This window comes from Mesorhizobium sp. P2_F8, from assembly GCF_056403655.1.
Window position 1 is genome coordinate 547,240 of record NZ_JBFUFB010000002.1, and the last position, 18,575, is coordinate 565,814.

At 63.1% G+C, this 18,575-nt stretch carries 19 protein-coding genes; 13 read left to right on the plus strand and 6 right to left on the minus strand.

Annotated features, from left to right (window positions below):
- Positions 1–73: 73 nt before the first annotated feature.
- From AC1DZP_RS06335 to AC1DZP_RS06350, 4 genes are all read left to right on the plus strand, one after another.
- Positions 74–1,096: a Tim44 domain-containing protein gene (locus AC1DZP_RS06335; protein ID WP_477300904.1), complete on the plus strand. Its 1,023-nt coding sequence runs from the start codon at positions 74–76 to the stop codon at positions 1,094–1,096.
- Positions 1,097–1,483: 387 nt separating this feature from the next.
- Positions 1,484–2,035, plus strand: coding sequence for a MaoC family dehydratase (locus AC1DZP_RS06340; RefSeq protein ID WP_477300906.1), 552 nt, complete (start codon positions 1,484–1,486; stop codon positions 2,033–2,035).
- Positions 2,036–2,037: 2 nt separating this feature from the next.
- Positions 2,038–3,198, plus strand: a complete 1,161-nt coding sequence (locus AC1DZP_RS06345) for a CaiB/BaiF CoA transferase family protein (protein WP_477300908.1) — start codon at positions 2,038–2,040, stop codon at positions 3,196–3,198.
- A gap of 26 nt (positions 3,199–3,224) precedes the next feature.
- A complete protein-coding gene (locus AC1DZP_RS06350; protein WP_477301168.1) occupies positions 3,225–4,379 on the plus strand; it encodes an extracellular solute-binding protein in 1,155 nt (384 codons plus the stop codon).
- On the opposite strand, the gene AC1DZP_RS06355 is transcribed toward AC1DZP_RS06350, so the two are convergent.
- Together AC1DZP_RS06355 and AC1DZP_RS06360 are read right to left on the minus strand one after the other, a co-directional pair.
- The gene (locus AC1DZP_RS06355; RefSeq protein ID WP_477300910.1) at positions 4,376–5,215 is read right to left on the minus strand and encodes an amidohydrolase family protein; all 840 of its coding nucleotides are present in this window, start codon (positions 5,213–5,215) and stop codon (positions 4,376–4,378) included. The genes AC1DZP_RS06350 and AC1DZP_RS06355 overlap by 4 nt on opposite strands.
- Before the next feature lie 63 nt (positions 5,216–5,278).
- Positions 5,279–6,064 carry an IclR family transcriptional regulator gene (locus AC1DZP_RS06360; RefSeq protein ID WP_477300912.1) on the minus strand — a complete coding sequence of 262 codons (786 nt, stop codon included), beginning with the start codon at positions 6,062–6,064 and terminating at the stop codon, positions 5,279–5,281.
- Positions 6,065–6,232: 168 nt separating this feature from the next.
- Here AC1DZP_RS06360 and AC1DZP_RS06365 point away from each other — a divergent pair, with 168 nt between their 5' ends.
- The 8 genes from AC1DZP_RS06365 to AC1DZP_RS06400 all read left to right on the plus strand — a co-directional run bounded on the left by AC1DZP_RS06365 (position 6,233) and on the right by AC1DZP_RS06400 (position 13,572).
- Positions 6,233–7,552 (plus strand): ABC transporter substrate-binding protein, encoded by a 1,320-nt coding sequence (locus AC1DZP_RS06365; protein ID WP_477300914.1) that lies wholly within the window; start codon positions 6,233–6,235, stop codon positions 7,550–7,552.
- A gap of 162 nt (positions 7,553–7,714) precedes the next feature.
- Positions 7,715–8,611, plus strand: coding sequence for a carbohydrate ABC transporter permease (locus AC1DZP_RS06370; RefSeq protein WP_477300916.1), 897 nt, complete (start codon positions 7,715–7,717; stop codon positions 8,609–8,611).
- A 16-nt stretch (positions 8,612–8,627) separates the two neighbouring features.
- On the plus strand, positions 8,628–9,494 hold the full coding sequence (locus AC1DZP_RS06375; RefSeq protein ID WP_095080845.1) for a carbohydrate ABC transporter permease: 867 nt from the start codon (positions 8,628–8,630) through the stop codon (positions 9,492–9,494).
- A gap of 3 nt (positions 9,495–9,497) precedes the next feature.
- Positions 9,498–10,595, plus strand: coding sequence for an ABC transporter ATP-binding protein (locus AC1DZP_RS06380; protein ID WP_477300918.1), 1,098 nt, complete (start codon positions 9,498–9,500; stop codon positions 10,593–10,595).
- A 4-nt stretch (positions 10,596–10,599) separates the two neighbouring features.
- A complete protein-coding gene (locus AC1DZP_RS06385) occupies positions 10,600–11,712 on the plus strand; it encodes a mandelate racemase/muconate lactonizing enzyme family protein (RefSeq protein ID WP_477300920.1) in 1,113 nt (370 codons plus the stop codon).
- Between the two features lie 9 nt (positions 11,713–11,721).
- Positions 11,722–12,051 carry an L-rhamnose mutarotase gene (locus AC1DZP_RS06390; RefSeq protein WP_477300922.1) on the plus strand — a complete coding sequence of 110 codons (330 nt, stop codon included), beginning with the start codon at positions 11,722–11,724 and terminating at the stop codon, positions 12,049–12,051.
- The gene (locus tag AC1DZP_RS06395; protein ID WP_477301170.1) at positions 12,047–13,120 is read left to right on the plus strand and encodes a Gfo/Idh/MocA family protein; all 1,074 of its coding nucleotides are present in this window, start codon (positions 12,047–12,049) and stop codon (positions 13,118–13,120) included. The genes AC1DZP_RS06390 and AC1DZP_RS06395 overlap by 5 nt, the downstream gene beginning before the upstream one ends.
- Positions 13,117–13,572, plus strand: coding sequence for a MaoC/PaaZ C-terminal domain-containing protein (locus AC1DZP_RS06400; protein ID WP_477301172.1), 456 nt, complete (start codon positions 13,117–13,119; stop codon positions 13,570–13,572). The genes AC1DZP_RS06395 and AC1DZP_RS06400 overlap by 4 nt, the downstream gene beginning before the upstream one ends.
- 88 nt (positions 13,573–13,660) lie before the next feature.
- Here AC1DZP_RS06400 and AC1DZP_RS06405 read toward each other — a convergent pair whose 3' ends face one another.
- Positions 13,661–15,091, minus strand: coding sequence for a DHA2 family efflux MFS transporter permease subunit (locus tag AC1DZP_RS06405; protein ID WP_477300924.1), 1,431 nt, complete (start codon positions 15,089–15,091; stop codon positions 13,661–13,663).
- Between the two features lie 347 nt (positions 15,092–15,438).
- On the opposite strand from AC1DZP_RS06405, the gene AC1DZP_RS06410 reads away from it, so the two are divergent.
- Positions 15,439–15,774, plus strand: a complete 336-nt coding sequence (locus AC1DZP_RS06410) for a hypothetical protein (RefSeq protein WP_477225853.1) — start codon at positions 15,439–15,441, stop codon at positions 15,772–15,774.
- Between the two features lie 23 nt (positions 15,775–15,797).
- On the opposite strand, the gene AC1DZP_RS06415 is transcribed toward AC1DZP_RS06410, so the two are convergent.
- The 3 genes from AC1DZP_RS06415 to AC1DZP_RS06425 are packed head-to-tail and all read right to left on the minus strand — an operon-like array spanning position 15,798 to position 18,520.
- Positions 15,798–16,328 (minus strand): DUF5943 domain-containing protein, encoded by a 531-nt coding sequence (locus AC1DZP_RS06415; protein ID WP_457155144.1) that lies wholly within the window; start codon positions 16,326–16,328, stop codon positions 15,798–15,800.
- Between the two features lie 5 nt (positions 16,329–16,333).
- Positions 16,334–17,608 carry a metal-dependent hydrolase family protein gene (locus AC1DZP_RS06420; RefSeq protein WP_477300926.1) on the minus strand — a complete coding sequence of 425 codons (1,275 nt, stop codon included), beginning with the start codon at positions 17,606–17,608 and terminating at the stop codon, positions 16,334–16,336.
- 27 nt (positions 17,609–17,635) lie between these two features.
- On the minus strand, positions 17,636–18,520 hold the full coding sequence (locus tag AC1DZP_RS06425; RefSeq protein WP_477300928.1) for a fumarylacetoacetate hydrolase family protein: 885 nt from the start codon (positions 18,518–18,520) through the stop codon (positions 17,636–17,638).
- Between the last annotated feature and the right edge of the window lie 55 nt (positions 18,521–18,575).

Sequence of the window (18,575 nt, forward strand, 5' to 3'; positions counted from 1 at the left end):
CGCATGATGTCCGGCGTCCGGGCCGGCGTTTGCTGAAAATTTCTGAAACCACATCGAAAAAAGGCCACCCCCGATGATGTCTCGTTCAAGCCGATTTGCCGCCCTGATTGCAGGGCTGGTCCTTGCATTCTCCATGGTCGCGATGGAGCATGCCGAGGCTCGTCGCGGCGGCAGTTTCGGCAGTCGTGGCACACGTACGTTCCAATCGGCACCGCCGACCAGAACGGCGCCGGCGCCGATCGCTCCGGTCGAGCGTTCGATGACGCCCAACACCGGCGTGAACACTCCGGCACGGCAACCGCAGGCCGGCCTGCAGCGGCCCGGCTTCATGAGCGGCTTCGGTGGAACGATGATGCGGGGCCTGCTGCTCGGTGGCCTGATCGGCCTGCTCGTCGGCCAAGGCCTCGGCGGCCTGGCCGGCATGTTCGGTTTCCTGCTTCAGGCCCTGCTGATAGGTGGCGCAATCGTGCTGGCCATTCGCTTTTTCCGGTCGCAATCCGCGGGCGGCCCTGCCTCGGCACTGGCCAGTGCCGGCAATGCCCAATCCTCCAGTGCCCAGGCTTCCAATGCCCAGGCTTCGAGATTTGAGAACCGCGCAACGCCACAGCAGCAGGCGGACGCGGCACGCTCCTTTACAATTCCCGGCTTTAGCGGCGGTTCGGGCGGAGGCTCTCAAGCCACCGGTTCGGAGGAGATCACGCTGGTTCAGACCGACCTCGACGCGTTCCAGCAGCTGTTGACCGACGTCCAGGAAGCATTCGGGCGCGAAGACCATGCCGCCCTGCGCCGGGCGACGACTCCCGAGATGGTGTCCTATCTGTCCGAAGAGCTGGCCGACAATGCCCAGAAAGGTCTCAGGAACGACGTATCGGACATCACTTTGCTGCAGGCCGACATCGCGGAAAGCTGGCGCGAGGATGACCGTGACTACGCCACGGCCGCATTGCGCTACGAGTCTCGCGACGTGATGCGCGAACGGGCCAGCGGCAAGGTCGTCGAGGGCGACGATGAACATCCGACAGAGACGACGGAGCTGTGGACATTCATGCGGGAGAATGGCTCGAACTGGAAGCTCTCGGCAATCCAACAGGCTTGAGCCCCGACCAGTATTTGTGCTGAGGCCTCGACAGTCGTTGCGGGCGTTCAGCGCACGTTCTTGACGCACATCGGCGTGCCGATCTCGATGGCCCGTCCGGTGCCGGTAAACATGCCGGTGTCGGTGTCGCGCCTTGAAATTACGGCGCCTCACGATTCAAGCGGCCGATAAATACCAGACAGGCATTTCGCATTGTTTCCTCCCCTGCGCGCCAGCTTCGGGGCGCGGGAGCGGCCAAGATTTCGCCTGTTCACGCTTGCAACGCAATCCCATATGTGAAAATACTATTTACAAAAGAAGATTGACGGAGGAGACGTCGTGTTTTGGCGCTTTGATGCGTGCTCCAGCACCTCTGCGGTGCCCGCCACAGGGCTGGCGGAGCCGACCATGAACGGTTTCGCGCCCACCGTCGGCGTCGCCTCGACGCACCCCGCCAACATGCCCGAGGATCACGCCGCCCTGCCGGTGTGGAACGCCGAGAACTGGTTCTATGAGGACTGGCCGGTCGGCCAGAAGATCCGCTCGTTGCGGCGCACCATGGCGGAAGGCGACAGCCACCTGTTCAACACGCTGGTGCTCGACATCCACCCCTATGTGCAGGACCAGATGTTTGCCGAGACGGAAGGCATTTTCGGCAAGCGGCTGATCGCCGGTGCCTTCGTGTTCTCGGCTGGCCTCGGGCTGGTCGCCACCAATTGCATCAACGCCTTTTCCTATGGCTACGACAAGCTCCGCTTCATAAAGCCTGTCTTCATTGGCGATACGATTTATTCGATCCGCTCCAACCTCGACAAGAAGCCGCGCTACAAGGAGATGGGGCTGATCCGCGCCAGCTACGAGGTGTTCAAGGGCGAAGGCGAACTCGTTCTCTACTGCGAGCATCTGCAGACGGTGAAGTACCGCAACCCGGCCGACTTTGTCGGCAAGACGGAGAAATAGCGATGCCGGCAGCAGCCGAATTGCCGCTAGCCGGTCTCGTCGTCGTCGACATGAGCCAGTTCCTGTCCGGGCCTTATTGCTCGCTCAGGCTGCTCGACCTCGGCGCCCGCGTCATCAAGATCGAGCGTCCGGACGGCGGCGACCTGTCGCGCCGACTCTATCTCAGCGACACCGAGATCGGTGGCGACTCGACAATCTTCCATGCCATCAACCGGGCCAAGGAAAGTTTTGCTATCGACCTCAAGAACGAAGCCGACCTCAAGACGCTGCGCGGCCTGCTGGCCAAGGCCGATGTGCTGATCCAGAATTTCCGGCCGGGCGTCATCGAGCGGCTCGGCTTCGACTACGAAGCCGTCCGCAAGATCAACCCGCGCCTGGTCTACGCCTCGATCAGCGGCTATGGCGAGGACGGCCCCTGGGTCAAGCGGCCGGGCCAGGATCTGCTGGCGCAGTCGCGCTCCGGTGTGATGTGGCTGAACGGCGACGAAGACCAGGGCCCGGTGCCGTTCGGCCTCGCCATCGGTGACATGCTGGCGGGCGCTGCCTGCGCACAGGGTATCCTGGCAGCACTTGTGCGGCGCGGCATCACCGGCCAGGGAAGCCATATCGAAACCAGCCTGCTGGAAGCGCTGGTCGATTTCCAGTTCGAGGTGCTGACCACGCATCTCAATGACGGCCGTCGCTTGCCCCGGCGCTCCAGCTTCCGCAGCGCGCATGCCTATCTTTCTGCGCCTTACGGCGTTTACCCCGCCAAGGACGGTTACCTCGCCATCGCCATGACGCCGATCCCCAAACTCGCCGACCTGCTGTCGCTCGGCGAACTGGCGCCCTATCGCGACAAGCCGGCATCGTGGTTCACTGCGCGCGACGACATCAAGGCGATCATCGCGCAAAGGATCGCCACAAAGACCATCGACGAGTGGCTTGATATCCTGGAGCCGGCCGACATCTGGTGCGCCAAGGTGCTGACCTGGCCGGAAATGCTGGCAAGCGAAGGGTTCCAGTCGCTCGACATGCTGCAGACGGTGACGCGCGAGGACGACGTCTCGATCCTCACGACCAGCTCGCCACTGAGGGTCGATGGTGTCAGAGCCAAGGTCGACCGGGCGGCACCGCGCATCGGCGAGCACAGCGCTGCGATCAGCGAGGAGTTCGGGCTGTGACCAAACTCGCGCCCACCCTCAGGGGCATGACCTGGAGCCATCCGCGCGGCTACGATCCGATGGTCGCCTGCTCGTCGCTGTGGAAGCAGACGACCGGCGTTGCCATTGAATGGGACAAGCGTTCGCTGCAGGATTTCGAGTCCTTCCCGGTCGAGGAACTGGCGCGGGCCTATGACCTCATCGTCATCGATCATCCGCATGTCGGCCAGATCACGGCGGAGCGCTGCCTCGAGCCGCTCGACGTCACCGGCCGCGAGTCGGAGCGCGCGGCCCTTGCGTCGGGCAGCGTCGGAAAATCCTATCCGAGCTACAGCTGGCAGGGACGGCAGTGGGCGTTCCCAATCGATGCGGCCAGCCAGGTCCAGGCCTGGCGACCGGATGCACTCGATGTGCCGCCATCGCGTTGGAGCGAGGTGCTCGATCTCGCCGGGCAAGGCCGCGTGCTGTTGCCGTTGCGGCCGCCCCACGCGCTGATGGTGTTTTATACGCTTGCCGGCAATTTCGGTCATGCCTGCGCGACCGATCCCTCCCACGATCTCATCGACATTGAAACCGGCAGCGACGTCTTCGAGGCTATGCGCGAGATCGCGGCACTGATCGACCCGGCCTGCTTTGACATGGATCCGATCGCCGTCTCGGAGCGCATGGCAGAGACGGATTCCAGAATCGTCTGCGCGCCGCTGATCTATGGTTACGTCTCCTATGCGATGGCTGGGTTCCGCGCGCACCGCCTGACCTTCGCCGATATCCCGGTCATCGGTTCCGGCGGCCCCATCGGTTCAGCGCTTGGCGGCACCGGCATGGCGGTTTCAGCCTTTTCCAAGGCAAAGGATGCAGCGATCGACTTCGCCTACTGGGTCGCCAGTGGCGATGTCCAGCGCGGTGCCTATGCCGCCGCGGGCGGCCAGCCCGGCCATGCCGCGGCGTGGGAAGATCAGAAGGTCAACGCCGCGACCGGCAACTTCTATCGCGATACGCGCGCGACGCTGGAAGGCGCATGGGTGCGGCCGCGCCATGACGGTTACATGGCGTTCCAGCAGGCGGCGTCCGACCGCATCGTCGCCGGCCTGACATCCAGGCACCGGGCTGGTCAGGTCGTTGCCGATCTCAATCGCCTGTTCCGGGAAAGTGTTCCGGTGCAGGTGTCCCAGGCTGGGGCGAGAACGAACGAACCCAGCTAGTCGATCCGCCACAGCTTGCGGGCATTCGCGAACAAGAGCCTGTCGCGTTCATCGACGCTGCAGCCTGAAAGCAGCGCATGGGTCGCGGCCACCCAGGTCGAGAGGCCGCCGCCAAGCGTGCAGACCGGCCAATCGCTGCCCCAGACGACGCGGTCCCAGCCGAACGCATCGATGGTGTGTTCGACATAGGGCCGTAGCGTCCCGGCCGTCCAACTGCCGGGATCGGCATAGGCGACGACGCCGGAAATCTTGGCCATGATATTCGGGCGGCGCGCGATCTCGCTCATGTGTTCGCGCCACGGATGTTCGCCATTGCCCTTGATATCGGGGACGCCGCAATGGTCGAGCACGAACTGGACATCTGGCGCCAGGTCGGCAAGCGCGATCGCCTTGGGAATCTGGTGCGGCAGCACGACCAGATCGAAGGTCAGGCCGGTGCCGCCAAGCCGCTTGATGTTGTCCCGAAACAGCGCGCCGTCCGAGAGATCGTCGGGCACGACATGGAGGACGCGGCGGAAACCCTTGACGAAGGGATCTGCCCGCTGCCGCTCGAGATAGGCGGCAAAGTCTGCTTGTTCCGGCCGGCAGGACGCGATCGCACCGGCCAGCATGCTGCCGGGCTGCAGCGACAACTTTTCGACACGAGTGGTCTCGGCTTCGATGTCCGCCGGATCGACGTCGACCTCCATATGCAGCACGCGCCCGACGCCGACGCGGTGGGCCTCCACGGCGTATTCCTCATAGGAAAAATCGCGGTCAAGCGCCGGCACGCCGGCAAGCCAGGGATAGCGCAGCACCGAACGATCGATGAGATGCAGATGGGTATCGACGATCACTGTAGCTCCTCCTCTTGGGTCGTTAAATCATCTCACGGAGGAATTCTTCATTCAAATAAGAATTCATGTCGACGATCCGACCGCCGATCCGGCCAGGTGCGACAGCTTTTCGGCCGTGACCAGCAACAGTTCGATGGTCCTGGTGATGTCAGGCGCGGAGGGCGCGTTGACGACGGTGATGTAAAGAATCGACAGTGCCGCGATCGCCTTGCCGTCGGAACTCCGCACCGGGGCCGACAGGTTGAAGACACCGGCGGTCTGCATCGAAGCCATCATCTCGTAACCACGGTCGCGGATCTGGTCGAGCCGGGCGAAGAACTCGGCCGACTGCGCCGTCTTGTCGGTGCTGCGGACGTGCTCGGAAATCATCATCTGCCGCTCTTCCTGTGAGCGGAAGGCGAGCAACACATGTCCCGAACCGGTGTCGAACAGGCTGATGTGGGAGCCGACGCGGATCGAGATGCCCCAGTAGTTCGGTGCCTCCTGCTGGGCGATCACGACGGCGGAACCACGATCAAAAACAACGAGTTGGTTGGCCTGCTGCGATGTCTCTGCCAGCTCGCGCATCAGCGGCGTGGCGTAGGAAACCAGCCGCCGCACCGGCGCATGAAGTTGCGCCAGGCCAAACAACTTCAGCGTCAGCGAATAGCGGTCGCCATCCAGCCGGGTCACGTAGCCGCGCCGCACCAGCCGGTCGAGCATGCGGTAGAATTCGTTGGGGCTGCGGTCAAGTTTCTTGGCGATTTCGGCTTGCGTCAGGCCGCCGTCCACGCCGGCAAGCAGTTCGAGGATATCGAGCCCCTTGTCGAGCGCCGGCGCGCGATAGCGCTCGTCTTCGCTGTCATCCATGGCGCATCTCTCCAGTGAATTCGATTCTTCATATACGCAGGAACGCAGTCGACGGAAACAAATTTCGCCTTGACGTACCCGTGAATGTTTTGTTTGTATATGAATGTAGCACTTCTTGTCATCAGACGAGTTGCGGTCGCCGGTGAGGCGCACCAAGGGAGGATACCAATGAACAGATTGCTTTCCGGCGTGTCCGCCGGCGCATTGTTGCTTGCATTCGGTGCAGGCACGGCCCTTGCCGGCGACCTACCCGGCAAGTTCGAAGGCGTCACCATCGACGCCAAGCTGATCGGCGGCCAGCAATATGAAAAACTCTATGAGCGCATCCCCGAATGGGAGAAGCTGACCGGCGCCAAGGTCAACATCCTCACCAAGAAGAACGGCTTCGACATCGACAAGGAGCTCAAGTCCGACATCGCCTCGGGCAGCACCAACTGGTGCGTCGGCTGGAACCATTCGTCGTTCGCGCCGCAGTATACGAGCCTCTACACCGATCTCAGCAAGCTCTTGCCCAAGGCAGAGATCGACGCCTTCGTGCCTTCGACGATCAAGTCGGCAACCATCGACGGCAAGCTGGAGATGCTGCCCCGCGCGCAGTTCGACGTTTCGGCGCTCTACTACCAGAAGAACCTGTACGAGAACGCCGACAACAAGACCAAGTTCAAGGCCAAATACGGCTATGATCTGGTGCCGCCGGACACCTGGAAGGAAGTCACCGACCAGGCTGAGTTCTTCGCCAAACCGCCCAATTTCTACGGCACCCAGTTCGCCGGCAAGGAAGAGGCGATCAATGGTCGTTTCTACGAGATGGTGGTCGCCGAAGGCGGCGAGTACCTCGACAAGGACGGCAAGCCGGTCTTCAACTCCGAGGCCGGCATCAGGGCGCTCGACTGGTTCGTCAACCTCTACAAGGCCAAGGCCGTGCCGGCCGGAACGACCAACTACCTTTGGGACGACCTTGGCCAGGGTTTTGCTTCCGGCACCGTCGCCATCAACCTCGACTGGCCGGGCTGGGCCGGCTTCTTCAACGATCCGAAGTCGTCGAAGGTCGCCGGCAATGTCGGCGTCAAGGTTGCGCCGAAGGGCTCTTCGGGCAAGCGCACCGGCTGGTCCGGTTTCCATGGCTTCTCGGTGACCGAGAACTGTCCCAACAAGGAGGCCGCGGCTTCCCTGGTGTGGTGGCTGACCAACGAGGACAGCCAGAAGCTCGAGGCCGCCGCAGGCCCGCTGCCGACCCGCACCGCGGTCTGGGATTGGGACCTAAAGCAGGCCGAGAACGATCCTTACAAGAAGGAGGTTCTGTCGGCCTTCCAGGAAGAAGCCAAGCACGCCTTTGCCGTGCCGCAGACGCCTGAGTGGATCGAGATCTCGAACGCCGTCTATCCCGAGCTGCAGGCGGCGATCCTCGGCGACAAGACTTCCAAGCAGGCACTGGATGAGGCCGCCGCCAAGGCGACGCAGATCCTCCAGGACGCCGGCAAGCTCTAGCGACTGCTCCCAAGACGGCCTCCCCCATCAGCGATGGGGGAGGCGATCGCGCCTTGCCGGGGCGAGTGTGCTGACCGATCCATGATAGCCTTCCGTTCCCCGGCCCGGGCCTCGACGAAGAAGAGGCACCGATAGTTGAATGCAACACCCCACAGGATCCTGATGAAGGGCTTCAAACCATCCGCGCCATTCCTGCTGCTGCTCCCGGCTATCATCGTGCTGGCTGCGGTTGTCGTGGTGCCGCTGCTTTTGTCGCTCTATTCCAGCTTCACGCCTTTCCGCCTGACGCGGCCCGAGACTTTCTTCGTCTTCATCGGCTTCCGGAACTATCTTTCGATCCTGTCCAACACCGATTTCTGGTGGGCGTTCGGTCGCACGGTGCTGCTGCTGACGCTCGCGCTCAATCTCGAAATGCTGCTTGGCCTCGGCTTGGCGATGCTGGTCGAGAAGGCGACGCGCGGCCAGCGCATCCTGCGCACGCTGATGATGTTTCCGATGATGTTCTCGCCGATCCTCGTCGGCTTCCAGTTCAAATTCATGTTCAACGACAATATCGGCTTGGTGAACAATGCCTTGCAGTCGCTTGGGCTCACGCAGGACGCCATACCGTGGCTGATCGAGAGCCACCTCGCCTTCATCGCCATTTCGATCGCCGAAATCTGGTCGTCGACCGCGATCTTCGCCATCCTGATCCTGGCCGGCCTGCTCGCCATGCCCAAGGAACCGATCGAGGCGGCGCGCGTCGACGGCTGTACGCCTTGGCAGACATTCCGTTATGTTACGTGGCCGTTCGTCATGCCCTTTGCCTATATCGCAATGACCATCCGCTCGCTCGACGTGGCGCGCGCCTACGACATCGTCAAGATCATGACCGATGGCGGACCGGCGGGCCGCACCGAGCTGTTGTGGACGCTGGTGGCGCGCACCGCCTACAGCGACGGCCGCATGGGCATGGCCAACGCCATGGCCTATTTCTCGATCCTGCTGTCGATCGCCTTTACCGTCTACTTCTTCAACAAGCTCGCCGCGGCGCGCACGCAGATCGGTGCCGAGTGGTGAGGGCTGGGTGGTGAAGATGGACGAGAATTCTTCCGCCCGCTTGAAGCGCCGGCTCACAGGCATCGTCTATCGCATCGGCCTGTTCCTGGCGATGCTGACCATCTGCCTGCCTGGCCTGTGGATCGTGCTGTCGTCGCTGCGGCCGACCGTCGAGATCATGGCCAAGCCGCCAGTGTGGATCCCGCAGGAGATCTCGTTCGACGCCTATGTCGCGATGTTCAGCGGCATCGGCAAGGGCGGCATCCCGGTGATCGAATATTTCCGCAACTCGCTGATCATCTCGGTGACGTCGACGATCATTGCGGTGGCCATCGGCATGGCCGGCGGCTATGCGTTTGCGCGCTACCGCTTCCGCGGAAAGTCGAGCGTCTTCCTCGGCCTGATGCTTACGCGCACGGTGCCAGGCATCGCGCTGTCGCTGCCGCTGTTCTTCCTCTATGTGCGGCTTGGCATCATCGACACGCATTTCGGACTGATCCTTGCCTATGTCGCGCTCAACGTGCCGTTCACGATCTGGCTGATCGACGGCTTCTTCCGCCAGGTGCCGAAGGACCTCGCTGAAGCGGCGCAGATCGACGGCTGCACGCGCTGGCAGGCATTCTGGCAGGTCGAGTTCCCGCTCGCCGGGCCGGGCATCGCGTCGGCCGCCATCTTCGCCTTCCTGACCTGCTGGAATGAATTCGCGCTGGCCTCGCAGCTGACCCGCTCGGTGAGCGCCAAGACGCTGCCGGTCGGCCTGCTCGACTACACGGCCGAGTTCACCATCGACTGGCGCGGCATGTGCGCGCTCGCCGTGGTGATGATCATTCCGGCGCTCACCCTCACCTACATTGTCCAGAAACACCTTGTCGGCGGCCTGACCTCCGGCGCGGTGAAAGGCTGACCCATGGCAACCGTTTCCCTCACCAAGCTGACCAAGCGCTATGGCAATGTCGGGATCGTGCACGGTATCGATCTCGATATCGCCGACCGCGAATTCATCGCGCTGGTCGGCCCCTCCGGCTGCGGCAAGTCGACGACGCTGCGCATGATCGCCGGGCTGGAGGAGATCAGCGCCGGTTCGATCGAGATTGGTGGCCGCATCGTCAACGACCTGCCGCCGCGCTCGCGCAATATCTCGATGGTGTTCCAGTCGTATGCGCTCTATCCGCATATGACGGTGCGCGAGAATCTTGGCTTCTCCCTGAAGATCGCCGGTGCGGCCAAGGACGACATGGACCGACGCGTCGCCGAGGCCTCGGCCATCCTCGGCCTCGACACGCTGCTCGACCGCCGCCCGTCGCAACTGTCCGGTGGCCAGCGCCAGCGCGTTGCCATGGGCCGCGCCATCGTGCGCGATCCCGACGTCTTCCTGTTCGACGAGCCGCTCTCCAACCTCGACGCCAAGCTGCGCACGCAGATGCGCACCGAAATCAAGAAGCTGCATGCCAAGGTGCAGTCGACGGTGATCTATGTCACCCATGACCAGGTCGAGGCGATGACGCTTGCCGACCGCATCGTCATCATGCGCGACGGTTACATCGAACAGGTCGGAACGCCCGACGAGGTCTTCCGGCGGCCGGCGACGCGCTTCGTCGCCGGCTTCATCGGCTCGCCGCCCATGAACCTGCACGAAGCCACGATCGATGGTGGCCAGATGGTTTTCGCCAGCGGTGAAAAACTGCCGCTGCCTGGCCAGTTCAAGTCCAATGTCGCCACCGGCGACAAGGTGGTGTTCGGGCTGCGGCCTGACGACATCTATCCGACCGGCCATGGCATCAGTTCCGGCGGCGCCGCCGACGTCCACCAGATCGAGCTGCCGATCACCGTCACCGAGCCGCTCGGCAACGAGACGCTGGTGTTCGTCGAATTCAACGGCACTGACTGGGTGTCGCGCATGCTGAACCCGAGGCCGCTGAAATCGGGCGAGCGGATCGCCATGAGTTTCGACATGTCGCAGGCACATCTGTTTGCCGCCGACACCGGGAAGACCTTGCGGAGCTGACGACATGGCCAGAATCGAGAAAGTCGAACTGCGGATGGTGGACCTTGTGCCCAAGGTCAAGCGCACCGACGCCATCCAGAGCTTCGTCAGCCAGGAAACGCCCATCGTGACGATCACCGATTCCGACGGCGCGGTCGGCACCGGTTACAGCTATACGATCGGCACCGGCGGCTCGTCGGTGATGCGGCACTTGTCCGACCATCTGGCACCGCGCCTGATCGGCCGCGACCCCGACATGATCGAGGCGATCTGGCACGATCTCGAATTTGCCACCCACGCCACCACGATCGGCGCGATCACCGCCATCGCGATCGCCGCGATCGACACGGCGCTGTGGGATCTTCGGGCGAAGAAGCAAAACCTGCCGCTGTGGAAGCTGGCCGGCGGCGCCAAGGACCGCTGCCCGCTCTACACGACCGAGGGTGGCTGGCTGCACATCGAGACGCAGGCGCTGGTCGACGATGCGCTGGCCGCCAAGGCCAAGGGCTTTCGCGGATCAAAAGTGAAGATCGGCAGGCCGCACGGCTCGGAGGATCTCGCCCGCCTGTCTGCGGTGCGCAGGGCGGTGGGCGACGGCTACGAGATCATGACCGACGCCAATCAGGGGTTCTCTGTCGATGAGGCGATCCGGCGCGCCGCCAGGCTGCGCGAGCTCGACCTCGCCTGGATCGAAGAGCCGCTGCCGGCCGACGATATCGACGGGCACGTGCGGTTGTCGAACTCGACGCCGACGCCGATCGCCATCGGCGAGTCCCTCTATTCCATCCGCCATTTCCGCGAATACATGCAGAAAGGCGCCTGCTCGATCGTCCAGGTCGATGTCGGCCGCATCGGCGGCATCACGCCCTGGCTCAAGATCGCCCATGCAGCGGAGGCCTTCGACATTCCGGTCTGCCCGCATTTCCTGATGGAACTGCATGTCAGCCTGGTCTGCGCAGTTCAGAACGGCTGCTATGTCGAGTACATTCCGCAGCTCGACCAGTTGACCGGCAAGCATATGCGCATCGAGGATGGCCAGGCACTGGCGCCCGACGAACCGGGCATCGGCATCGATTGGGACTGGGACGCGGTCAAGGCCATGAGCATCGCCGAATTCACCACGGCGATCACCGGATAGGAGACTGATATGCAGCGGATGGGGATGGTTCTGGGCCTGAAGCCGGAAAAGGTCGAGGAGTATGTTCGCCTTCACGCCGCCGTCTGGCCGGACGTGCTGACCATGATCTCGGCCTGCAACATCAAGAACTACTCGATCTACCTGAAGCGGCCGGAGAACCTGCTGTTCAGCACGTTCGAATATCACGGCACCGACTACGCGGCCGACATGGCCAAGATGGCGGGCGACCCGAAGACGCAGGAATGGTGGGCGGTCTGCATGCCTTGCCAGGAACCGCTGGCGACGCGCGGGGAAGGCGAATGGTGGGCAGCGATGGACGAGGTCTTCCATCATGATTGAAGGCGGTTTCGACCCTGCCTCACTCGCCCAGTCCTGGCCCAAACCTTCGACGCCCCGGCCGATTGTCACCTTCGGGGCCGGGTCGATCGTCGGCGACGCGCATTTCCCGGCCTACAGGAAGGCCGGCTTTCCGATCGCCGGGCTTTACGATCCCGATCATGCTCGAGCTGAAAAGCTGGCCAACCAATGGGGTGTGACAGCCTTTCGTTCCGCCGAGGAGGCTGCAGCGGTCAAGGGTGCGATCTTCGACCTCGCGACGCCGCCGTCGCGCCATGCCGATGTGCTGAAATCCTTGCCTGACGGCGCGGTGGCGCTGATCCAGAAGCCAATGGGCAGCAACCTCACCGAAGCAACCACGATCCTCGAAATCTGTCGCGCCAAAAAGCTTCAGGCAGCGGTGAACTTCCAGTTGCGCTTCGCGCCGATGATGCTGGCGCTCAAGGACGCCATCGCCAAGGGCTGGCTCGGCGAGATCGTCGACTTCGACGCCTGGCTGGCGCTGGCGACACCGTGGGAACTGTGGGAATTCCTGCTCAAGGCGCCACGCGTCGAGATCGCCATGCATTCGATCCACTATCTCGACCTGATCCGGCAGTTGCTCGGTGACCCCCGAGGCGTGCACGCCAAGACGCTCGGCCATCCCAACCATGCGGTGGCGCAGACGCGCACCAGCGCCATTCTCGACTATGGCGACACCGTACGCTGCGTGCTGTCGATCAACCATGACCACAAGTTCGGCCGCCGGCACCAGGCCTGCGAGTTCCGCATCTGCGGCACCCAGGGCGCTGCCTATCTCAAGCTTGGCCTCAACCTCGACTATCCGCGCGGTGAACCGGATGTGCTGGAAATCTACCCCAAAGGCGGGACGGACTGGGTCGCGGTGCCCTTGGCCGGCGAGTGGTTTCCCGATGCCTTCGTCGGCCGCATGGCCAATGTCCAGCGTTTTGCAACCGGCGAAGACGCGACGCTGATCAGTCCGGTCGAGGATGCCTGGAGCACGATGGCGCTGGTCGAGGCGGCCTATCAGTCGAGTTCGGCACCGGCGACACCGATCGCAGAAAGACCCTGATGGAACAGATCCAGTATTTCGAGGACTACGAGATCGGCGCGTCGCGCCTCACCAGCGGCCGCACCATCACCGAAACCGACTTTGTCGTCCATGCCGGCCACACCGGCGATTTCTTCCCGCATCACATGGACGCCGAGTTCATGAAGACGACGCCGTTCGGCCAGCGCATCGCGCATGGCACGCTGGTGTTCTCGATCGGCATCGGGTTGACGGCGACCATCGTCAATCCTGTCGCCTTTTCCTATGGCTACGACCGGCTGCGCTTCATCAAGCCGGTGTTCATCGGCGACACGATCCGGACGCGCACCACCATCGCGGCCAAGGAAGGCGATCCCAAGCGGCCGGCTTCGGGACGAGTCATCGAGCGCTGCGAAGTGATCAACCAGCGCGGCGAAGTGGTGCTGGCGGCCGACCACATCTACATCGTCGAACGCAAGCCGGCGGAGAGCTGAAGCTCAGGGCACCCTAACGATGGTTCCCTGTGTGGATGCAAGTATGCCCGTATACGCGCCCCGATGCTACGTCATAACTTTCGTCGCCCTATTTGCGAGAATTGTCCTTCCGGACGTGGCCGCTAACCTGCACGCCGTCCTCGGCGCGCAGATACAGGAAGCCGGGAATGGACAGCAGCGGGATGATCGCGGTCAGCAGGAACACCTGATGAAAGCGCTCCGGTGTCACGATGTGGGTTTCCCCGGCAACCAGACCCAGCACCATGGCGGCGATTGAAACGCCGAGCGAAACGCTGAGCTGCTGCAGGACGCCGCCGAGGCTGGTGGCGCGGCTCAATTTGTCCGCCGGCAGGTCGGCGTAGGACAGCGTGTTGGAGGTCATGAACTGCGCCGACCGGATGATGCCGAACACGAAGACGTAGAGGCCGATCATCCAGTGTGGCGTGTCGGCGCCGATCAGGGCGAAGCCCGCCACAGCGGCGGAGCCGACAAGCGCGCTGCCGATCAGCACGACATTGAAACCGAAGCGCCGCAACAGCGGCGACAGCAGCGGCCGAATGAGCAAGGCGCCGAAGCTGCCGACGAATGTCAGCGAGCCGGAGGTGACCGGGCTCATGCCAAAGCCGACCTGCAGCATCAGCGGCAACAGGAACGGCACGCCGTTGAGGCCAACACGGCACAGGCCGCCGGCCAGCGTACCGACCCAGAACGAGCGAAACCGAAACAGCGTCAGGTCGACTGCCGGCGCGACGACGCGGCGCGCATAGCGCCCGAAGGCGAGCAGCAGCAGGACCGCCGCTGCCAGCACCAGCACTGTCGCCGAGACAGGGATGATCGGTCGGCCGATGCTTTCCAGTCCGAATTGCAGCAATGCGACGCCGCATCCCACCATCAGGAATCCGGCGAAGTCGAAACGTTGCACCGCTTCCTCATGGAAATCGTCGACAAAGCGCAGCGCAGCTGCAATGCCAAGGCAGCCGAACGGCACGTTGACATAGAATATCCAGCGCCACGAGGCATATGTGGTCAACAGGCCGCCGAGCAGCGGCCCGATGACAGGTCCCATGATGGCGGGCAAGGTCATGTACGTCATGGCGGTGATCAAGCCGCTGCGCGGAAAGCTGCGCAGCAGGATCAGCCGCCCGACGGGCGTCATCATGGCACCGCCCAGCCCCTGCAGCGCGCGCATCGCCAGCAGCATGCCGAAACTGCTGGCGATGCCGCACAGCGCCGAACCAAGGGTGAAGGTGAAAAGCGCCAGCGCGAATACTCTTCGTGCGCCGAACCTGTCCGCGAACCAGCCGCTGACGGGGATGAACACGGCCAAGGTCAGGATGTAGGTGGTGATCGCCAGGTTCAGCCTGACCGGTGTCGTGTCGAGGCTGCGGGCGATGGCCGGGATCGCGGTGGTGATGATGGTGGAATCGAGCTGCTCCATCAGAAACGCGATGGCGACGATGATCGGAATGATTAGCCTCAACCTCGGGTCGCGCTCGGTGGCAAATTGAGGCTGTTCCAATGCTGTGGCCAATTCCGTCATGCAGGCGGCTATATGTTGCAGCCCAAGCTGGCGCATCCGCGTTCAAAGGCAAGATTGCCTTGTGCGCGCCAGCCAGCCGAGACCTGACCGCACGGCCTGTCTTATGGTCCGACAAAAAGGCAAGCGGTAGTCAATTTGGGCTTGATGGAGGTCAACAAATCTTGACCGCGGCTATCCCTGCGAGGACATTGGCAAACGGCCGTTGCGTGGAGTTTTCCGGTTCATTTGCGTCTCAGCGAATGTCGTCCCGATTTCGTGAAGGAACGTGTCGAGTGAGAGGTCGTTTTCCTCCCCATGTATGTCTCGCATGAACAGGAGGCATCCTCATGAAAAGGCAAATAGCATTCATCACTTCCATCGTACTGGCGTTGGCCACGAGCGCGATCCCGTTGACCACCGACGCCAATGCCGCGGTCGTGAGGCACCATAGTGTCCACCACACTGCTGCCCATCACGGTGGCGCGCATCGACACGCTGTGCGTGGTGGACATGGGCACCGCGGCGGGTGGGTCAGCGGCGGTTGGACCGGCGACGATCGGGTCGGCGATGATGGCTGGATAGACGGCTACTACAATGGCTACGGCAGTTACGACGGCTACGCCGGCGACTATTGCGGAACCATCCAATGGACGCTCGACCTGTGCGGCCCCCACGGTCCCTGACCCTCATCCGGCCGTAGCGCGCCTCAGGCAGGACGCCTTTCCGCGAAGTCGAACCGGCAATGGTCGTGCCGGCCATCACAGGCGCAGTATGTCTCCTCGCATTCGACTTGCGTCGGTGCCGCAAGACCGAGCAGGAACGAGAAGGCGCCGGTGACAAAACCCTCGAACATGTAGCAGACGCGCTGGCCTGGCCCCTGCCCGGCCTCCAGCGCGAAGATCGAATTCCTCAGGCTGATGCTGCCGAAGCGCCCGCCCACATCCAGCGTGTCGATCGAGAACTGGCCCCAGCCGCGCTGCGACAGGCGCTGGAAATAATGGCGGAACGTCGCCTCCGGATCGAGGCCCTTGCCCTGCACCTGCGCCTCGCACCATTCGATGGCGGACTTTGCCGTCGCGGTGCGCAGGATGGCGCGATAGGCGTCGCGCCCGAGGGCTGCCTCGACCGCGAGATGATTGTTAACCAGGAAGTGCCTGGGCAGGTAGACCATGGGCAGCCCGTCGGTCCGCCAGATGCCGCTTGTCTCGTCGACATCGATCGGAACCGCGGGCTGCATGATGCCTACGCTGCTTGGCGCTGCGCGGCGACCGAGGCCGACTGGTCCTTGTAGAGCTCGCCGTCCTTCATGATGACGACAAGGTTCTTCTCATGCACCATCATGTCGAGGTCCTTCAGTGGGTCGCCATTGACCAGCAGCAGGTCGGCGATGAAGCCTTCCTTGACCATGCCGAGCTCGTCGCCGAGCCCCATCACCTGGCCGCCGAGCCGCGTGCCGCATTGCAGCGCCTCGCTCGGCGAATAGCCGAGCAGGTCGACGAAATGCTTGAGGTCGCGCGCGTTGGTGCCTTGCGGCGTCTGCGCGAAACCATAGTCGCCACCGATCAGTGCGCGCACGCCGCGCTTGCGCAATTCGGAGTATACCTTGCGGCTGTCGTCGAGGATGCGCTGCATGCCGAACTTGACCGCCATCTCGTGGGTGAAGCCGAAGGGCTCGCCCTCGTAGAGTGTGCCGTAGATGATGCCGATGGCCGGGCCGACGAAGATGCGGTCCTTGGCCGATTCCAGCGCATCGAGCGCTTCCTCGTCGGCGGATTCGCAGTGATAGATGACGTCGACGCCGCACTTCACCGCGCGCTTCACCGAACCTGCGGCGCGGGCATGGCAGTTGATCTTCTTGCCGAAGTCGCGCGCCACCGACACCGCCGTCATCACTTCGGCTTCGCTCATCACGGTCAGGCCGCCATGCGCCGCGGGGCTCAGATCATCGCCGGAAATGTTGATCTTGATGTTGTCGGCGCCTTCGCGGCAGCACAGGCGCACCGCCTTGGTGATCTCCTCGACGCCGTCGGCGATCATGCCGAAGCTCTCGTGATACATGTGCTGCTGGCGCTCGTCGCCGAGGCCGCCGGTTACGGTGATTTCCGGACTGCCGGCGCGCATGCGCGGTCCCGGCAAGCGGCCGGCATTGATTTCGTTACGGATGACGATGTCTAGCCTGAGCTTCGAGGTCGCGGCGCTGTAGGCGCTGGTGAAGCCATGGTCGAGCAATGTCTTGGCATTGCGCATGGTCAGCAGAAGATGCTCCTCTGGCGGAATCAGGCCAAGGTCGGAATCCTTGATCGCGCCGCCGAAGGAGATGTGGGCGTGGCCTTCGACAAGGCCCGGCATCAGCGTCATGCCGCGGCATTCGATCGTCGTCGCGCTGTCACCGGACAATTGGCCGGGCGTGCGCGCAATGGTGACGATGCGGCCATTCTCGACCAGCAGATCGGCTGGAAAGGCATCGGCGCCGGTGCCATCCCAAATCATGGCATTTCGAAACATCACTCTTGTCATGACATCGTCCTTTCGGAGTTGGCGGGGTTATTGGTTGACGGCTTGCGCAGTAATGACGTCGTCGGCAACGACATTGGACAGGATGCCGACGTCTTCCAATTCCACTTCGCAGACGTCGCCATGTTTCATGAACAGCTGCGGCTTGCGCGCCATGCCGACGCCGGACGGCGTGCCGGTGACGAGGATATCGCCCGGCTCGAGTGTGATCGCTTCACTGATGATCGAGATCAGCGAGGCGACATCGAAGATCATGTCGCTGGTCGAGGCGTTCTGGACGACCTCGCCGTTGAGGCGCGTCTGGATGCGCAGCCCCTTGCCGCCCGGCGGCAATTCGTCTGCCGTCACGAAGATCGGCCCGAAGGAGCCAGTGCCGTCGAAATTCTTGCCGACGGTCCACTGCGGCGACTTGGTCTGGAAGTCGCGGATCGAGGCGTCGTTGAAGATGGAGTAGCCGGCGACATGGCTCAGTGCCTTGCCAGGGGCAATGTGGCGGCCGGCCTTGCCGATGATCGCCACCATCTCGCCCTCGTAGTCGAGCTGGATCGAGGCCTCCGGACGGCGGATGGCCGCGCCATGCCCGATCAGGCTGGTCGAGAAGCGGGCGAACAAGGTCGGATAGTTAGGCGGTACGAAGCCGCTCTCGATGGAATGGTCGACATAGTTGAGGCCGACGCAGATGATCTTGCCCGGCGCCGATAGCGGCGGCAGCCACTCGACCGATTGAGGATCGATCCGCCGTCCGCTGGCCAGCCGCTCGCCTGCCGCCTGCAGCGCCTGCGCGCCTTCGGCGATGAGTTCCTCCAGCCGTCCGGGAAACATCGCATCGCTTTCGTCGATGCCGCGGAACTCACCCGCCGGCAATGCGATTGCCAGTCCGGGTCCCCGCGGCGACTTATAGGCTGCAAATCGCACTGGCCACATCCTCGCTTGTGAAGGCTGGACTTTGTTCAGAAATTATATATCTGTC